This is a genomic window from Tildeniella sp. (genome assembly GCF_059505325.1).
Map to the genome: position 1 here is coordinate 253,078 of NZ_JCACKI010000053.1, position 18,004 is coordinate 271,081.

Sequence of the window (18,004 nt, forward strand, 5' to 3'; positions counted from 1 at the left end):
GTTACTCTGAACGACTGAGCAACACGATCGGGTAAAGTAAAGTCGCTTTACCCGATCATCCGTAGATCCCCGACTTCTCAATCAGGTTTAGCCAATCACAACTATGCCTGCACAAAGAAGTCGGGGATCTGGCAGAAGTCATCGCTTTATACATTCATGCCCAACGTTCGTGTAATCGATCAGCAATGTGATGTGATCCACGAGCAATCGATCGCGATCGTCAAGCAATGTGATGCCCCACAACAGCAATGTGACGCATTGCAGAAGGATGTTAAGAAAGCGCAAAAGCAATGTGATAAGCAACAGAAGCAAGATGGTACGATGCAGCCCAATGCGTGGCTAAACCATGCCATAGTTTTAGGGTTGTCTGACAGTGCGATCGTCTGGCAGTGCGATCGTCCCTTCACTTCTCACTGCTTTCTACCGTCGATGTTCGAGCTGTTTGATGGATCAATCACCTTCGCCTCCTACCTTTGACTATGAGTCTGCCCTTTTAGCCTGTGCTCAGGGCGATCGGGCGGCGCTTCAGCAAATCTATGCACGCGAAGCCAGTCAATTGCTTGGCGTTGCCCTACGCATTGTGCGACGGCATGATCTTGCTGATGAGGTGCTGCAAGATGCCTTTTTGCAAATCTGGCAAAAGGCAACCACGTTTAACCCCAGTCGTGGTTCCGCACGTGGTTGGATCTTTAGCATCGTACGGTATCGTGCACTGGATGCTTTGCGGAAAGCCTCCCGCGAGATCGCTGTGGATGAGACGCTCATCGTCAATCGATCGCCCGCCACAGCAGATATGCTAGACAACCTCTCACGGCTGGCAGAAACCAAAGAGTTGCAAACCTGCCTTGAACAATTAGAACAACCAAAACGGCAAAGTATCCTGTTGGCTTACATGGATGGGTACACTCACATACAAATCGCAGCGCAGCTTGAGGTGCCACTAGGCACCGTAAAGTCGTGGATTCGGCGGGGGCTACTGACGCTGCGGGAGTGTTTGCAATGACCGTACAGGATTGGGATTTGCAAGACCAGAACGAACTATGGGGCTTAGCGGGTGAGTATGTGTTGGGCGTACTCACAACTGAAGAAACTGCCGCGATCGAGCGCCTGATGGCAACTAACCAGGAACTACGAGCAGCCGTTCACTACTGGGAAGACCGACTGCTAGGTATGACGGCAATGGTAGAACCCATCACACCTTCACCGTCACTGTGGAGCCAAATTGAACGCCGTCTTCCCGCACCGGAGCCTGCTTCAGCACAGGTCGCACCGCTACGCCGTCCGCCCTTTTGGGAAACGCTCAACTTTTGGCGCTTGACGACTGCGATCGGCGCTGCTGCCTCCATCATCCTTGCCGTGACAGCCTTCTCCAGGTCTGCCAACCAAGCGCCCACCTATGCCGTCGTGCTACAGTCGCCCGATGACAAAAGCCCGGGCTGGATTGTACAGGGCGATCGCTCAGGCAAGCTGCAAGTCATTCCCCTCGCCAAACCCGTCGTTGCGCCCGATCGCTCACTCCAGCTTTGGACGAAACAAGAAACAGCCAAAAAACCAACCTCTCTGGGGCTAGTGCCCAGCGATCGGACGGTGCAAATTCCTGCCGATCGACTCCCTGGTCTGGAAGCAGGGCAACTCTTTGAAGTGACGCTAGAACCAGCGAACGGTTCACCGCTCGATCGTCCCACCGGCAAAATTCTCTTTATCGGGCGCATTGCAGCGGTGCAGTAAGCAAATAGAGCAGTATCCAAGGCAGAAGCTGCACACAGACGTAGAACTGACACGCTTAAAGCTAGCCGCAGAAGGACCAATTAAGCCCTAGTGAAGATTGAATCGATAGCCAGCATACTGTTCGCCTTCATAAAGAATGACGAGAAACGTCTGCGGTTCAAACTCTAGCAGGTAGGCTTCCCGTTGAGCCGTTGCCCCAGCGCGAACTTGAAGATCGGCGAGCTTGCAGTACGGGTCTTTGAGAATTTCCTGTACTCGCTGCTTTTTGCCCCCCTCTGGTACGGTCAGCAACCGCGCTAGCTGCTGCTTGGACAACTTTGACTGAGACTGCACAACTTCCTGGCACGGTTCGCCCGAATTCTTTTTGCTCAAAAAAGACGGCAAGCTGTGCAAATCTAGCAAAAGCCCAACCGCCAGCAGTACAGCGCCACCAGCCAATAATTGTTTTGAAATCAGTGGTTCAGGCTTCGGGTATTCCATCTATTCTCCTTATACATCGATCGGGTCTGAGCAAGGACAACGGCGTAGTACTCTGTCGCCATCACGATCGCGGTGCGAGGGCAGGTGGTTACTAACCAAGTCTTCCCCCTAATAGCAATCCCAGCATGACGAGAAACAGCCGATAGATCGAAACAAACCCTGCTCTCGGCACAAACACTGCCAGGTAAACAGCAAGAGCAGCAGGTGCAAACATCAGCAGCGCAAAAAAGGGGGAGAGCGCTGGCACCATTGCCAGCAAAAACCTTGCTCCCACTCGTATTGCTGCTGCAAGCACAATCCACAGCACAGCATCGCCAACCTTATCAAACGGTTTCTGTGGCATTTGAAGCAACTGCCGTAGCTGTAAACCGTACCGCCGTATAGGTGAGAGACTCGGCTGGGAGGTGCGCGATCGTATTGCTCGGCGCGGTTCATGATGAGTCGAGGCTGCGATCGTGGGTTGCAGGTGTTCTCGACCGACATCACGACTCGCCAGATAGCGGAGTGCCTGGGCAGTTTCAGTTGCTTCCTGCTGTGCTTTCTGGTTCACCCCTGGTGGTTGCTGGCTTACCGACGATCGCGTGTTTGCTCCATAGCGATAAGTGTCAGCCGCAAAGGCTTCGGCACTAGAGGCAGACGGGGAGAACGTTTCAGAGGTAGATTGATCCAACGGCTGCGATCGATCGGCACTCATGCTGGGCGTTGTTGCGTTATCGTGTGGTGTCGCTTCTCCCAGGACAATGGCTGTCTCTAGTTCTGCCAGCAACTGCTTGATCCGTTCTGCCTGTGCTTCTAAGGCTGCGGTATCGTCATCCTGTGCTGGCATCGGCAAAACCTCTCGTTGGGGCGATCGTGACGGTTGCTTGCTACCCTTTGCGGTTTTCTTTTTCGCTGCTGAGGCATCACCGCTGGTTGGATCGATCGATGGCTCAGTTTGTGCCTTTTTCCGCTTGCGCTCAGCCAGCAGTTGGTTAATCCGTTCTGCCTGAGCTTCCAGCCGTTTTAACTCATCAATGTAGGGCTGCTGGTGCCCATCGCGCATCTGCCGGAACGGAAAGGCTTTCTGGCTTGCCGTTGCAGGCTTCTGCTTGGCAGCACCTTGCTTCCGCTTGGCTGTGGAGCGCTGCGTTGGTAACGGGTCAGACGCGCTTTCTTGTCCTTGACGATTGGGCATTTCTACTACATTTGCCTCGCCCTGTCGTTGCCCATCATCAGCGTATTCAAACTCTGGATAGGGCTGCTCGGCAAGGTTCCGATCGGTTTGTAACGATCGCATTTTCCTAAAACGTGTTTGAAGTTCGTCCATGGTTGGGGATAACCAGCTAATCCAGCAAAAAGTCTCTTAGCAGGTGCAACCAAGAGGTACTTTTATCGACAATAGTACAATGGTACTACAGAAGGATGATTAGTGGCAACAATTTTTGCGGCACAAGGAATGTGCGATGAACCTAGCCCAGCCAGAAACCCGCTTTCTCTACCAGTATGAGGGATGAAATCTGTCGGTTGCGCTCAGAAATCGGGTTTCTGAGAAAACGTGCAACAGTCTTTGGAGGATCTCCAGTGTCTAGGGAATCGTTTAAGGAATAGGAATGTCGTTCAGTAGCCGATCGACGATCGCCCGTGCTTTCCGTCCACCTGTGGGGATCATGCGATGAGCCAATACATGCGGTGCGAGAAACTTCACATCGTCAGGGATGGCATAATCACGATCGTCTAAAAACGCCAGCGCCTGGACTGCTCGGTGTAGCGCCACGGTGCCTCTGGGACTGACACCTAACGTCACATCCTCATCATGCCGCGTTGCCCGCACTAAATTGAGCATGTATTGCTGTAGCGATTGTTCGACCTTGACATTGGCACACAGTTTTTGCAGCGCCTGGATGTCAGCGATCGATAAACAGGGCTGCAATGCATCAGCGCTCACTCTGGTTTGCAGGCGTTGTAGCATTTGTAGTTCTTCCGCTTCCGTTGGATAGCCCAACGAGAGCGATAGCATGAAGCGATCCATTTGCGCTTCCGGTAGCGGAAAAGTGCCCTGGTATTCCACAGGGTTCTGAGTCGCAATCACAAAAAACGGCTGCGGCACCTGGCGTGAAACACCATCTACCGTGACCTGGTGTTCTTCCATCACTTCTAGCAGTGCCGCCTGAGTACGTGGCGTGGCGCGGTTGATTTCGTCAGCCAGCAAAATATTGGCAAACACGGGACCGGGCAAAAACTCAAAAGTGCCGTGGCTGGGGTTCCAGATGTTTGTGCCTGTGACATCGCTGGGCAACAGATCTGGCGTGCATTGAATGCGCTGAAATTTCCCGTCGATCGATCGCGCTAAGGCTTTCGCCAGTAGGGTTTTGCCAACACCCGGCACATCTTCCAGGAGGGTATGTCCCCCTGAAATTAACGCGACTAGCACTAGCTGGATCGCGTCATGCTTACCCACGATCGCGTGTCCTAGATTTGCCGTCAGTGTTTGAATGCGTTCTCTCATGCTAGTGCAGATTCCAAGAGTACAGGCAGAACGGTCTTAGTGTGCCCAGTGAATGGTGTTAAGCGACCGTTCGCTACATTTGCCCATCACCGGGTTGGCTTTCAGCAATCATAAGACTTATGCACCTGGTAAAGATCTATTCACGTTTTGGATCAACTGCGATCGCAAGACGAGCCTGATTACTAATGGCGCTTGGGGGAAGCGATCGCCAAAAAATAAGGATAAGCCGTATAAAACTGCTTATCCCTACGTTCGTGACCTTAGAACACTGGCTAACTGGCGAGATACTCGCGCACATTTGCCTTGCGGCGACGCAGATGGTCGAGCGCTTGTCGCTCCAGTTGACGCACCCGTTCGCGGCTGAGGCTAAGCCGTTCGCCGACTTTAGCGAGAGACAGCTCGTTGCCGTCTTCCAAGCCATAGCGAAGGGCAATCACCTGGCGTTGCTGTGATGTCAGGTCAGCCATGAGCGTCTCTAAATCCTGACGCAGTGATTCTTGCGCCATGTAAGTTTCAGGCGAAGGACCGTCATCTTCTAGCAGGTCTTGCAATTCGGTGTCTTGGTTATCACCCACGCGCAGATCTAGAGAAACAGGCTGACGCGCGATCGTCAGATACTCCCGAATTTGAGCGGGTTCTAGCTCCAGAGCAACGCCAATCTCAGCCGCCGTAGCACTGCGACCAAATTGCTGTGCTAGTTCGCGCTGCACTTTCTTGATCTTGTTGAGCTTTTCGGTGATGTGGATGGGCAAGCGAATAGTACGTGCCTGTTGCGCGATCGCTCGTGTGATTGCCTGTCGAATCCACCAGTACGCATACGTCGAGAACTTGTAGCCGCGCATGGGATCAAACTTCTCAACGCCTCGCTCTAGACCCATCGTGCCTTCTTGAATAAGATCCAGGAACTCCAGATTGCGCTTCTGGTATTTTTTAGCGATCGACACGACCAAGCGCAGGTTCGCCTCGATCATTTTTTGCTTCGCTCGCTGACCGCGCTGCATCACCTCTTTGAGCACTTCTTCACTCATACCAGCGTGGTCGGCTAGTTCTTTCGCGCTCGGTTCATGGTCAAGCGTCTGTGCCAGCGCCTCTTTTTGGTCATGCAGTGCCATCATCTGCTGTACCTGCTTGCCATAGATAATTTCTTGTTCATGTGTCAGCATCGGTACACGACCAATTTCGTGCAGGTAGGTACGAACCATATCTGCCGTAAAAGTGGGCTTCGTCGTTTTAGATTTGGTGTTGGCAGTAGCCATGGATGCGTACAACTCCGTAGACAAAAGGACAGGGAACTATGACTGAAGCGAAACTAGCGCCCTAAGCAAAGTTAGCTAGGACAACGGTAGAGACAAGAGTCTTGCACCAGGACGACTCTCTCAGGCATAGAGTCGCGCCCCTGACCATGCAGCCTCTTGGCTTTAGACGTTTGATTCCTAATAGAGGATCACAGCACCCTCAAAGTGCTTCAGGTGTATCGAAACAACTGGTTAGGAGACGATTGGTTACAAGGAAGGGTTGGTTAGAAGCAAGAGCACTCAATAGCTAGACAGTGACGACTAATACGAATAAGTGAGACAGCAACTGAAGCAATAATACGGAGTCATTATGAGTTTGTATTTGATTGTAGCCTATATTATAGACGCAAGCAAATCCCTTTAGTTTCGCCCTGTAGTATGACCCGACCGGGTGAAGAGTGAGGCTTAGGCAGCATACGAAAACTCCAAATGTTTTAAGGTTTCAGAGACGGTCGAGTCAAAACGGTCAGTTGCTGTACCTCGTCTTGCTTCATACCCTATATTGACTTGATTGTTTGCTTCTGAACAGTCCTGGACAAGAGGGATAACCGAACGGTGTATCGCTTCCCAACAGGCGATCGAGCGTTTTTAAGCGACCACTTCTGTAAGGTTTACGTCTGTGCTTCACGAGTGGATGCATTGGCTTTGCCAGTCTAGGAAATGATCTTAGAAAATGGTTGCTACCGCTCTGTGTCAGATGTAACGCGATCGTGTGTCATACGCCATGTTCTCAGATGGGATGGCTGCTTTTGCTTAAAAACCCAAATCAGCTTTCGCTGCTTCAGCCGCCTTGAAGACTACAGAGGCTGGCAGTTCCTCCCAGACAGGTTCGCTAATTTCGGCGTAGAACGTTTCATCGTAAGGACGCGTTTTGACCACAACAGGCATCGGAATCGCGTGACCCAAAATGAGTGCCTGTTGCTTCGAGTCCAACTTTGCCAGCACCGATCGCAGGCTTTGTGCGCCTGAAACACCTGTAAAAATGGCATCAATGTCTTTTTCGTCATTCAGCAGGGCGGTAATACGAGTCCCAATCTGAGACATGACTTCATTATCAATACCGGATGGGCGTTGATCGACGACTAAAAGGGTGACGAAATACTTTCGCATTTCACGGGCGATCGTGCCAAAAATGGTCTGCCCTACAGTTGAAGGATCAAGAAACCGATGTGCTTCTTCAATCGTGATGACTAATTGGCGAGGGCGATCGCTCACCTTTTTAGTTTGCAAAAACTGTTCGGCTTTCCGCACATAGGCATGGTGAATCCGACGCGCAATCACATTCGTTGCCAGCATGTAAGACAGTAGATTAGACTGTGACCCAAATTCAACGACAACGTGCTTGCCTGCCTCGATCGACTCCAGAATTTGACCGACGTAGTTGTGTGGGCAGGTTTGGCGAATGTACTTCAACTCATCCAGGCGATTCAGCTTCCGTTGCAGTGCCATGATGGAAGACTTACTGCCCATCTTGGTTTCGCAAAACTCCTGAATTTCGCCATTGCTCATTGCTAACAGACGGCTGATCCAGGCTTTGCCAAACTCGTTGCGGAGAATAATCGCGTTTTCCAGGCTTGCCTCCGATAGGTTCAGTTCGCCTCGTACCAGCATCAAATCTTCCGCGTCGATCTGGTCGAAGCTGATGTAAAGCTCTTGAGCGTCTCGCACACCACGCCGCTTCGTCGAATCGGGGTCAAGCGTGTAAATTTGCACCTGACCGGGAAACAGTTGCCTCAACCCCTTCACTGTGCTGAACTGCTTGCCTTCTCGTGCTGCCTCCCAGCCGTATTCCGAGTGCATATCAAAAATGAGATTGACGGCTGCCTGTTTGCGAATGATGCCGGATAGGAGTAACCGTGTGAGAAACGATTTCCCTGTACCCGATTTGCCAAACACGCCGTTGCTGCGTTCGACAAAGCGATCGAGGTCGATGCAAACAGGCACCGCCATGTCGATCGGCTGCCCGATCGCAAAATTCCGCCGACTGGGATCATCCTCCCACCCAAACACTGCCCGAAAGTCTCGCTCACTGGCATCATAAACCTGACTGAAGTGACCCGGAATCGTCTTGACGGGAAGCAGCTCGATATCCGCACTGGTTTGAACGGTGTAAGAAGCAGCGCTTTTAGCTTTCAGCTTTCGGCTATCAGTCCCACTGCTGAGCGCTGAGCGCTGACCGCTGACCGCTTCCCCCGGCGTAAACATCAGCATGGGCGTTAAAGCAATGGTGCCAAACGTACCAGTGCCAGCAAGAACTTCTTGCAAAAAGCTGTTGGGGTCGGGGGGGTTTGCCAAAATGCGAGGGCTACCCGTGCCCAGAGAAACATCCGTAAGCATACAGAAGAAGCGCGATCGCATCCCCTGCACGACCAGAAACTTTCCCACACGCATCTCTTCCACAAACACATCGGGATGTAAGCGGACTTCTAGCCCCTGGCTAAGGGAACCCTGAACGACAGAACCGAGTGGTTGCTCCAGAGTCATTCACTACCCCATTTCTCACTGCTCAAACCTTGCTGCTGGAACGATGCTTACGGCAGTCGTACTGGCAACGCAACGTTACAGTTCTGGCTTAAAGCAGATGTACTACTTAGTAAAAGTGTACCATCTTGCCCAAAGTATGCAAACAGGATCGAAAGCATTGACATTTTGAGCTGCGTCAGCCGCCCTTTAAAACGTTAAGGGCTTCTTGGGCGACCTGTTCTGTATCATCTTGAGCCAGAGTTTCCAGGGTTGAGCGGGCGATCGTTCCTTGCATGTGAGCGAGTGCCTGAACAACCCGATAGCGGATTTGCCAATCGGGATTGGTCGCAAAAGGAATGAGCAACTGAATGGCGCGATCGTCGCCCAATTCTCCCAACGAGCCGATCGCGGCTGTTTGCATCAGTTCGTTATCAGACTGCAACGCTTCTTCTAGCAGTGCAAAGGCTCGTTGATCGCCCAATTCACCCAATGTCGCTACAATGCTGAACTTGACTAACCACTCAGAGGTGGTGTGGTAAAGCTGTTGCAGTTCATCAAAAACCTCAGTGAGCTTGAGCGCACCTGCCGAATCTGCCGCTGCTGCCTGCACATCTGGATCATCATCATGCAGGCGATCGCGCAAGAGCGTCGTCACGTGAGGCAAATCCTGCTGCCCCAGAGTGGCTAGCTGGCTCACAGCCGCATATCGCACTCGTGGATTAGTGTCTTGCATCGCAATCTGAATCAGTTCAAAGCCGATTGCAGGTGCCAACTGTCTAATCTGGTTGACTGCCCGCAGGCGATCGCCAAAATCCGACGACTCTAACAATGTGCCAACTGATTCAGGGGTGATGCTCATAGCTAATGGTGAGGAGTAAGGGGTGAAGAGTAAAAGGGTACGGAGTGAGAAGCTAGCGTTGCTGGCTCTCGCCTCGCTTGTGGAGTCAGCAACGTTAGGACAATGAGAAGGAGCTAGAAAGCGTCAAAAGAAGTCTGAAGTCAGGAGACTGAGCAGTCAGGAGTCAGAATTAACTCTCCTCACTCCTCACCCCTCACGCCTCTCTCCTTAGCCTTCCTGCTCCGCTGCCATCGCTCGAATCACGTCACCACGGGTGAGAATACCAACTACTTGCCCGTCTCTATCAAGTACTGGCAGACGGTGGATTTTGTGCTCATGAAGGATTTGAGCGGCTTCTCGCAGCGGTTTTTCAGGCGTGATGGTAATTGGCTTTTGGCTCATGGCTTCTTTGACGGTTTGACCCAGTGCCTTATGCAGGTCGCGTTCGTATTGTCCGGGATTTTCCAGATAAATGACGCTGTCTAGCAGCATGATGTAAGGCGGCTGTGTGACTCCAGTTTCACGCCACATCAGGTCAGTTTCAGAAATGACCCCAACAAGCTTGCCCGCATCATCGACTACTGGGAGACCACTGATTTTTCGCTCGGCGATCGTCCGAATGACATCGGTAAGAGGTGTATCGGGCGTTACCGTCAGTGGGTCACGGGTCATCACTTCTGCAACAGTCTTTGGCATACGAGTCTGGAATCCCTGTAGCGTTTCTGTCTTCATTGTAGGGAACTGTGAAGAACAACCCGCACCGATTCATAGGATGTTACAGACTGCGGGCAAAAGCGATCAGCGGTCAGCCATCAGCTTAGAAGGAGTGAAGAGAGGAGGTAAGGGGCGAGGAGGTAAGGAGATTTTTGAATAGGCGTTGCAGCACACTAAAGAGGTTTGAGTTATTGCTGACCGCTGACCGCTGACGGCTGACCGCTCTTCCACCCTCTTAACGTCGCGCTTGGCTCCAGGGAATCATCACATCTCCCGCCAGTTGACGAGAGACTGCATACGCGCCGTAGCGGTTGAGATGGCTCGGATCAGAAAAATAATTGGGTTGTACTAGCGCTTGATTCAGGTCACGATAGACGAAACCCAATTGAGTTGCAAGCTGTAGCATGTGTTGTTGAAAAGCCTCTTCGTGCCGCTTTCGAGTGGGGTCGAGGTAAGCCTTTGTTAGGGGCAAATTAACGAAGATGAGTGGGATTTGGTGCGTTTGACTAAACTGAGCCAGGTTGGTCAATGCTTGTGTTTGGGTGCCTTCAAGGGTAAAAGAGTCGTAGTCCGAGTCGTAATCACCGTTCACCCTTGAGTATTTTTGATAGTACGTTGCGGGATTGAACTGATTCGATAAGGGTAAAAAGCCATCAACATCGATCGCGCTCTGTCCTTCGGCAAGTACAGAGTCTGGGTCATTAGCAGCAGCAGCGCCCGGACTGGTGACATCGCTGAGGTTATGAGACGCGATCGCGCTACCAGAGAGTACTGTAAAAGGGCTTTGAGGCAATAGGCTAACTAGCCCATCACGTAAGAAGACTCTTAGATGCTCACGCTGAGCATAGAGCGCAGACAGTGATCCTAGCTGTCGATTGAGTTCCTGGTTGACTGTTTGATAACCGCCCGATAGAGACGTGGGTGGTTCCTCAGTGACAGAGGCGGTTGCGGCAGGCTCGGTCTGTTTGGCACCATCAGTCACTTGAGCCACTGCGGTGCCTGGAATCGGTGGGTTGCCCGCTGCTAAAGCCTTGTAGCCGTCAGATGCAGTAATGCCATTGTAGGTGAGGTCTGCGCGACCGCTGTTAAACGCGCGAGCACCATCTGCCCACAGAATGAGTTTGGGTCGTTTCTCTGATGGTAAAAGCTGCCGTATGACCATATCTACCACTTGAGCTGTGGCACCGTTGACACCAAAATTAAAGATTTTTGTACCTGTGTATCCCTGTTCCGCCAAAGCTTTTTCTAGCGCGATCGGGTCAACACCACGCAATGCCCGCGAACTACCAACGACCAGCACGTCAGGAGCGCCATACTCTTTGAGATAGCTCTGATAAAGGGCGAGTTTCTCATCAAACTGACGACTGTTAAACGTGGGATATGCCTCGGAACCTTTGGTCAGCCCAACTGCCTTAGGGCGAAGTAGTGAAGCAGGCAGCGTCGTCTCTGATGGCTCTGAAACACTAGCGCCTTCTGTTGCATTCAGGGATGGTCTACCAGTCTGGGTAAAGCCAGAGGCATTGAAAACAGAGTTGTCGCCGGACTTATTTGGCTTCAGAGAGAGTGTGGGTGTCGGTGAGCCTGCTTGAGCGGAAGGCACGATTATCGGTGATGGTTTGGCTGCAATCGGCGTTGGTGGAGTGGGCTGCAACCAGCGGCTGAGCAACCAATCTGACTGAACCACGAGCAGTACGCCGATCGCACTCCAAACGGCAGCTACTTTCAAACCCCGCTGGAATGTCAGCTCTGTGAGGCTGTGCGAGTAGGTCAGATTAGGGCTGTGAGTCGAGTCTAGAGGCACAAAGAGCTGCGACCAGAGGAGCGATCGCTGTATGCGCTGGATGGCGCTTTCAACGAAGGTGTTGAGAAACGACTGTGACGCTTCTGACTGCTCTGTCCGAAGGGCGAGGGCACCGGGCGGCGAGAGCAAATCACCCACATACGCATCAGAGACTGCAAATTCAGGGGATGCTTCAGGCACCAGACGATCGCGGGGGCTGAAATCTACGCCATAGCTCCAGAGTGGTTGCTTTTGACCGGATCGACGACCATAGACGCGAACACCCGCGATCGTGGGGATTTGCAACGGCTTCAAAAAACGCGCGATCGCAGTACCCATCTGATTTTGTGACGGACAGGTGGGTGCTTCGCCCATGATGTGCAACAAGTCTGCCTTTTGCCGGACTTGTACCCGCATGCCACCCGTTTCTAATGTGCGATCGAGATTGGGATTGAGCAGCCGCGTCAGCAGAAACGCGATCGCGTCTAAATTTCCTTGTTGAGCGAGGTCGAGAGTCGATGGCGGCTGAGGATCGGCAGACAGATCAAGCCAATGTACCCAGACGGGGGCAGGTGTCGTCGTGGCACTTAAAAGGTCAGTGCTGTCTTGATGGGCAAAGCCATAGATGGTAGCAGCCCGAATACCCTGCGGCGAAAGGGTTTCTAGCAGTGGCACGATCGCGGCGATCGTTGCCAGCTTAGCAGGCGTTGCAGAGTGGGTGCCTCGACACGTTAAATGCAATGTCGATTCCTTGAGGAGGGCAACGGTTTGCACCTCAGGTAGCAGCACGCGATTGAGCAAGCGTGTAATTGCCTGTACGTCACCCCAGCGTGCCCAAGCCTTGAGAATGTCATTGGGCGGCGTTAAGTCAACGCGCAGCACCCATTCTGACCTCGTTTCACCAGTAACCTGACCAAAAACGATCGCATCCTGAAACCCGTTGAGTTCTAGTGCTCGTAGGCGTTGCGCGATCGGTTCGGCAAACAGCAATGGGTCGGGACTGTAGGCAGATTCACAGGCGATCAGGAGGCGTTGGGGGAGTGGGGGAGTGGGGAGTGGGGAGTGGGGAGTGGGAGGAGTGGGTGTGGGGTGTGGGGTGTGGGGTGTGGGGACTGCTTGAAGAGGCTTTTGGGGTTTTTCGAGCTTGACGCGAACGGCAACGCCTAGAGTGCTGAAGGCATCGCTCAAATGGCGCGCGATCGCGTTGGGTTGCCCCTGACGCGCGGCACTCAGTAGGGGTACTTCAATGTTACATTCCTGAGGGGTTGATCCAGCCGCCTCTGAGAGTCTCTGCGGTGTTATGGGCGCTCGTAATTGCTGCGACTCTGAGCGATCGTTTGCATGAGGCGTAAACGATTCTGTCCACTCAGGCTGAGAATGGGGCGATCGCCGCCCGTAGGCAATAACCCTGTAAACTGGAGGAGACTGGGGCGGTAGCAATGTCGTCAGCGCCTCAGCAGAGAGTGTCTCTGTCAACTGCGGCAAGATGAGCGCACGATCCGGGCAAGGCGTTCCTTCAAACAAAAGATGAAGGTTATTGCCACGCAGCTTACTTTTCACGTGCATCTGTGGCACCGCTATCTGCTGGTGAATCCAGTCATTCAGCGAGATGCTGCTCGCTCCCAGAGGGCGTTTTGCACGAGCGGAGAGAGAATTGTATCCATGTACATCCAGCATGAGCACCTTAACAATTGCAATTTATCCAGTGCGGTTAATCCAAAATCAAGCTTTAAGTGCTGTCATTTTGCCCCATACAGATAACATATAGCCAGAGATCTGGCACAGTTTCTCTCTAAAGCCCTGGTTCAAATTGTGCCCTCCTGCGATCGCCTGAACGTTGCCTTACCATAACAGTCTGGCTGACCGGGGGACTTCGTACACAACAGACGCATCAGTAACAAACTTTACGAGCTTTTGATTATGCCACCGTTTGAACAATCTGCACCTCAAGCACCGAATACGAAGCCATTGGTTGCCCCAGAGCTTTTGCTGAGCCTTGCGACTGCCCCTTTACTGGTGGCTCTGGTGGGCGGCAAAGTATTCACAGAAGCCGTGCGCGAACTGGGTGTACTGAGTGAAGAACTCTTTCGCGGCGATCGCCTCCCTGTGCTTAATCCCAACAATGCTCGATCGAATCCGGACGACAGCGCCTCCGGTTAGCGTCATTTAACTCAATAACTGAGCCGCAGAAAATAATTTGGTGCCCCTGAAACCAAAAACTGAGGATTACCCCATAGAATTATTGAAAGATCTTTGCAAAGAGCAGCCCCATGAGTTCGACAAGACCTTCATCAGATGATAAATCGGGCTTGAGTACGGCAACCGGGTCTAGACTATCCGAGACAATGCCTGTGACATCATCTGATCTCTTTTTGCGACATCGGCTCAAAATCATTGAAGACCTGTGGGCGTTTGTGCTCCAGCAGGAGTGCGGTCAAGAGCTGGTTGATCTGCTCAATCAGTTGCGCGACCTCTGTTCACCAGAAGGACAAGCGCCCAGCTTTCTCGAATCAGAAGTACTGAAAGTGGTCGAACGGCTGGATCTCAACGAGGCAATCCGTGCCGCGCGCGCCTTTGCTCTTTACTTCCAGTTGATCAATATTGTCGAACAGCACTACGAGCAGCGCGACCAGCAACAGCAGTATCGGGCATCCCGCGATACGGCATCGTCTGTCGCGGTGGAACAGAGCGCTACGATCGCGGGCTATCCCGGCTCAGACGGCGAGTCATCCACGCCGACGGGCAGGCTTGAAGCCGACCTGTTAGAAAAAAGCCTGCAAGACCCAGAAGCACGTAAGGAAATGGGTTCGTTTCACTGGCTCTTTCCTAAACTTCACAGTCTCAACGTACCGCCCCAGCACGTTCAAAACTTAATTAATCAGCTTGACATTCGGCTGGTCTTTACCGCACACCCGACTGAAATTGTCCGGCATACGATTCGTGACAAACAGCGTCGCATCGCCCGCATTCTGCGCCAGCTTGACCAGGTGGAAGATCGGCTCAATGCCCAGGGACTGCCTGCGGCATCGTGGGAAGCCGAGGTTTTACGAGAGCAACTCACTGAAGAAATTCGCCTGTGGTGGCGCACCGATGAACTGCATCAATTTAAACCGACCGTGCTGGATGAAGTCGATTACACGCTCCATTACTTTCAGGAAGTGCTGTTTGATGCCATTCCACAGCTCCATCAACGCTTTAAACAGGCGCTCAACGCGTCCTTTCCGTCGATGCAGCCACCGAGCAACAACTTCTGTAAGTTTGGCTCCTGGGTGGGTTCCGATCGCGATGGCAACCCCTCTGTCACACCGCAAATCACCTGGCAAACAGCTTGCTACCAGCGGGGCATGGTGCTGGAAAAATACATTCAGTCCGTCCATCGCCTGAAAGATCTGCTGAGTTTGTCGCTGCACTGGAGCGATGTGGTGCCCGACTTACTGGAATCGCTGGAGCAAGATCAGCTTCAAATGCCCGATATTTACGATCAATTGGCGATTCGCTATCGGCAAGAACCGTATCGCCTGAAGCTGTCCTACATTCAGAAGCGGCTGGAGAATACGCGCGATCGCAATGGCAAAGTCAACAACAGCGACTGCCTGCGCGGTGATGAACCAGACTGCAATCCCAACACCATCTACAGCTCTGGCGCAGCCTTTCTGTCAGAACTGCGGCTCATCGAGCGGAGTCTGACTGAAACAGGGTTAAGCTGCCGTGATTTGGAAACATTGATTTGCCAAGTCGAGATCTATGGCTTTACCCTGGCGCATTTAGATGTGCGTCAGGAAAGCACGTCTCACTCCGACACCATCAACGAAATTGCCGATTATCTGCAACTCCTCGCGAAATCCTACAATGAGCTGACCGAATATGAGCGAACGCTGTGGCTGACCACCGAGCTACAAACCCGCCGACCGCTGATCCCCACCGAACTGAATTTTTCAGCTAAAACGCGTGAAGTGGTAGAAACTTTTCGTATGGTACGGCGGCTTCAGCAGGAGTTTGGGACTGAGGTCTGCAACACCTACGTCATCAGCATGAGCCACGAGGTCAGCGACCTGCTGGAAGTGCTGCTGTTAGCGAAAGAAGCGGGACTCTATGATCCAGCCACTGGTACGAGTGCCCTTCACGTCGTACCGCTGTTTGAAACGGTAGAAGACTTGCAGAAAGCGCCCTCCGTCTTAAAGCACCTGTTTGAACTTCCCCTCTACCGAGCCGCGCTGGCAGGTGGGTATGCCCAACTCGACGAACCAGCGCCCGCATTGCTCCAGGAAGTCATGCTGGGCTACTCAGATAGCAATAAAGACTCTGGCTTCCTGAGCAGCAGTTGGGAGATCCACAAGGCACAACAAGCACTGCAAACGATCGCCGAAAGCTATGGTGTCGCGCTGCGGATCTTTCATGGGCGGGGTGGCTCTGTCGGACGAGGTGGTGGACCTGCCTATGAAGCAATCCTGGCGCAGCCCGGTCGCAGTGTGAACGGGCGGATCAAAATTACGGAGCAGGGTGAGGTGCTGGCATCCAAGTACTCGCTGCCTGAGTTGGCACTTTATAACCTGGAAACGGTGACGACGGCTGTGATTCAGGGGAGCTTGCTACGCACAGGGTTTGACGACATCCAACCCTGGCACGAAATTATGGAAGAACTGGCGGCACGATCGCGCGCTCATTACCGCGCCCTGATCTATGAGCAACCAGACTTTCTGGATTTCTTTTTGCAGGTAACGCCGATTGAAGAAATCAGCCAGCTCCAAATTAGCTCTCGTCCTGCCCGTCGGGGTGGTGGCAAGCGCGATCTCAGTGGCTTACGGGCAATCCCCTGGGTGTTTAGCTGGACACAGAGCCGTTTTCTGCTGCCTGCCTGGTATGGGTTGGGCACCGCTCTCCGCGACTTTTTAACCGAACATCCCGAAGAGCATCTGAAGCTACTCCGCTATTTCTACTTCAAATGGCCCTTCTTCAAAATGGCGATTTCCAAAGCAGAGATGACGCTCTCCAAAGTCGATCTGCAAATTGCGGGACACTATGTTCACGAACTCGCCAAACCCGAAGACAAAGAACGCCTGGAGCCAGTCTACGAACAAATTTCAAATGAGTACTATCTAACTCGTGAGATGGTGCTGACCATCACAGGGCACAAGCGGCTGCTTGATGGCGATCCCGATTTGCAGCGATCGGTGCAGTTGCGAAACGGCACGATCGTTCCTCTCGGCTTTTTGCAGGTGTCGCTCCTCAAAAGGCTGCGGCAGCACAACACTGAGGCGGTTACAGGCGTTGTGCGATCGCGCTACAGCAAAGGCGAACTGCTGCGTGGTGCTCTGCTAACGATTAACGGCATCGCCGCTGGCATGAGAAACACAGGCTAATTTGAGCACGTTCAATCACAAGTCTATGACTCGTTGGCTTCGCTGGTGGCGCATCGTTTTGAGCGTGACAGTTTGCTTTGCATTCTTGCTGGCAGGCTGTCAGGTGTTGCCTGCAACCCCGATTGCTTCAACCGCTCCCGATGCTGTCTATCAGCAGCGATCGCCCAGCAGCGATGGCATCGGCAAAGTCTACATGGGCAGAGAAATTGCTCAAGTCATGGGGCATCTCGGCGCTGGTTGGCTAGAGCGTCCCAGTCGAGAACGAGAGGAGCAACCCCAAACGCTGATCAAAGCCCTCGCTCTCAAGCCAACGCATGTCGTCGCTGATATTGGAGCAGGAACAGGCTACTTCAGTTTCCGCATGAGTCCATTGGTGCCGCAAGGAACGGTGCTGGCAGTCGATGTGCAGCCTGAAATGCTGGAGATAGTCGAAGGCATCAAGCAAGAGAAGAAGGTCAATAACGTAAAGACTGTCCTTGGCAGCATCACAAACCCGAATTTGAAGGATGACTCGATCGACCTGGCATTAATGGTCGATGCGTATCATGAGTTTGATCATCCCAGGGAAATGATGCAGGCGATCGTGCAGGCACTCAAGCCAAGCGGACGGGTTGTACTTGTGGAATATCGCGGTGAGAATCCCCTCATTCCCATCAAAGCGCTTCACAAAATGACGCAGCGACAGGTTCGTAAGGAAATGGCAGTTGTCGGTCTAACCTGGCTCGAAACCAAGGAAACTTTACCGCAGCAGCACATTCTAATCTTTGGGAAGCAAGGTGTTTAAGCAGACGGCTATCAGCAATTAGCGGTCAGCGGTCAGCAATTAGCGGTCAGCAATTAGCGGTCAGCGGTCAGCGGTCA

General features: G+C 52.7%; 14 protein-coding genes. 6 read left to right on the forward strand and 8 right to left on the reverse strand.

Annotated elements, in window-relative coordinates; translation table 11 throughout:
- The first annotated feature begins 156 nt into the window (after positions 1–156).
- From AC5JO6_RS19585 to AC5JO6_RS19595, 3 genes are read left to right on the forward strand one after another with little or no spacing between them, the layout of a single operon-like run.
- Positions 157–477, forward strand: a complete 321-nt coding sequence (locus tag AC5JO6_RS19585) for a hypothetical protein (RefSeq protein ID WP_496082728.1) — start codon at positions 157–159, stop codon at positions 475–477.
- Positions 446–1,003 carry a sigma-70 family RNA polymerase sigma factor gene (locus tag AC5JO6_RS19590; protein ID WP_496082729.1) on the forward strand — a complete coding sequence of 186 codons (558 nt, stop codon included), beginning with the start codon at positions 446–448 and terminating at the stop codon, positions 1,001–1,003. The genes AC5JO6_RS19585 and AC5JO6_RS19590 overlap by 32 nt, the downstream gene beginning before the upstream one ends.
- A complete protein-coding gene (locus AC5JO6_RS19595) occupies positions 1,000–1,728 on the forward strand; it encodes an anti-sigma factor (RefSeq protein ID WP_496082730.1) in 729 nt (242 codons plus the stop codon). Before AC5JO6_RS19590 ends, AC5JO6_RS19595 begins: the two co-directional genes overlap by 4 nt.
- An 87-nt stretch (positions 1,729–1,815) precedes the next feature.
- Here AC5JO6_RS19595 and AC5JO6_RS19600 read toward each other — a convergent pair whose 3' ends face one another.
- The 8 genes from AC5JO6_RS19600 to AC5JO6_RS19635 form a co-directional block, all read right to left on the reverse strand.
- Positions 1,816–2,208 carry a hypothetical protein gene (locus tag AC5JO6_RS19600; RefSeq protein ID WP_496082731.1) on the reverse strand — a complete coding sequence of 131 codons (393 nt, stop codon included), beginning with the start codon at positions 2,206–2,208 and terminating at the stop codon, positions 1,816–1,818.
- Between the two features lie 91 nt (positions 2,209–2,299).
- Positions 2,300–3,514: a hypothetical protein gene (locus AC5JO6_RS19605; protein ID WP_496082732.1), complete on the reverse strand. Its 1,215-nt coding sequence runs from the start codon at positions 3,512–3,514 to the stop codon at positions 2,300–2,302.
- A gap of 270 nt (positions 3,515–3,784) precedes the next feature.
- Positions 3,785–4,693: an AAA family ATPase gene (locus AC5JO6_RS19610; RefSeq protein WP_496082733.1), complete on the reverse strand. Its 909-nt coding sequence runs from the start codon at positions 4,691–4,693 to the stop codon at positions 3,785–3,787.
- Positions 4,694–4,965: 272 nt separating this feature from the next.
- The gene (locus tag AC5JO6_RS19615; protein ID WP_496082734.1) at positions 4,966–5,949 is read right to left on the reverse strand and encodes an RNA polymerase sigma factor, RpoD/SigA family; all 984 of its coding nucleotides are present in this window, start codon (positions 5,947–5,949) and stop codon (positions 4,966–4,968) included.
- Between the two features lie 792 nt (positions 5,950–6,741).
- Positions 6,742–8,472: a helicase HerA domain-containing protein gene (locus AC5JO6_RS19620; RefSeq protein WP_496082735.1), complete on the reverse strand. Its 1,731-nt coding sequence runs from the start codon at positions 8,470–8,472 to the stop codon at positions 6,742–6,744.
- Positions 8,473–8,647: 175 nt separating this feature from the next.
- The gene (nblB, locus tag AC5JO6_RS19625) at positions 8,648–9,310 is read right to left on the reverse strand and encodes a phycobilisome degradation protein NblB (RefSeq protein WP_496082736.1); all 663 of its coding nucleotides are present in this window, start codon (positions 9,308–9,310) and stop codon (positions 8,648–8,650) included.
- A 207-nt stretch (positions 9,311–9,517) separates the two neighbouring features.
- Positions 9,518–9,985, reverse strand: coding sequence for a CBS domain-containing protein (locus tag AC5JO6_RS19630; RefSeq protein WP_496082737.1), 468 nt, complete (start codon positions 9,983–9,985; stop codon positions 9,518–9,520).
- A gap of 253 nt (positions 9,986–10,238) precedes the next feature.
- Complete coding sequence (locus tag AC5JO6_RS19635) at positions 10,239–13,460, reverse strand: DUF1574 domain-containing protein (RefSeq protein ID WP_496082738.1); 3,222 nt, start codon at positions 13,458–13,460, stop codon at positions 10,239–10,241.
- Positions 13,461–13,703: 243 nt separating this feature from the next.
- On the opposite strand from AC5JO6_RS19635, the gene AC5JO6_RS19640 reads away from it, so the two are divergent.
- The 3 genes from AC5JO6_RS19640 (at position 13,704) to AC5JO6_RS19650 (ending at position 17,927) form a co-directional block, all read left to right on the forward strand.
- Positions 13,704–13,943, forward strand: coding sequence for a hypothetical protein (locus tag AC5JO6_RS19640; protein WP_496082739.1), 240 nt, complete (start codon positions 13,704–13,706; stop codon positions 13,941–13,943).
- 185 nt (positions 13,944–14,128) lie between these two features.
- Positions 14,129–17,143: a phosphoenolpyruvate carboxylase gene (gene ppc, locus AC5JO6_RS19645; RefSeq protein WP_496082814.1), complete on the forward strand. Its 3,015-nt coding sequence runs from the start codon at positions 14,129–14,131 to the stop codon at positions 17,141–17,143.
- Positions 17,144–17,168: 25 nt separating this feature from the next.
- The gene (locus AC5JO6_RS19650; RefSeq protein WP_496082740.1) at positions 17,169–17,927 is read left to right on the forward strand and encodes a class I SAM-dependent methyltransferase; all 759 of its coding nucleotides are present in this window, start codon (positions 17,169–17,171) and stop codon (positions 17,925–17,927) included.
- Positions 17,928–18,004: the final 77 nt, after the last annotated feature.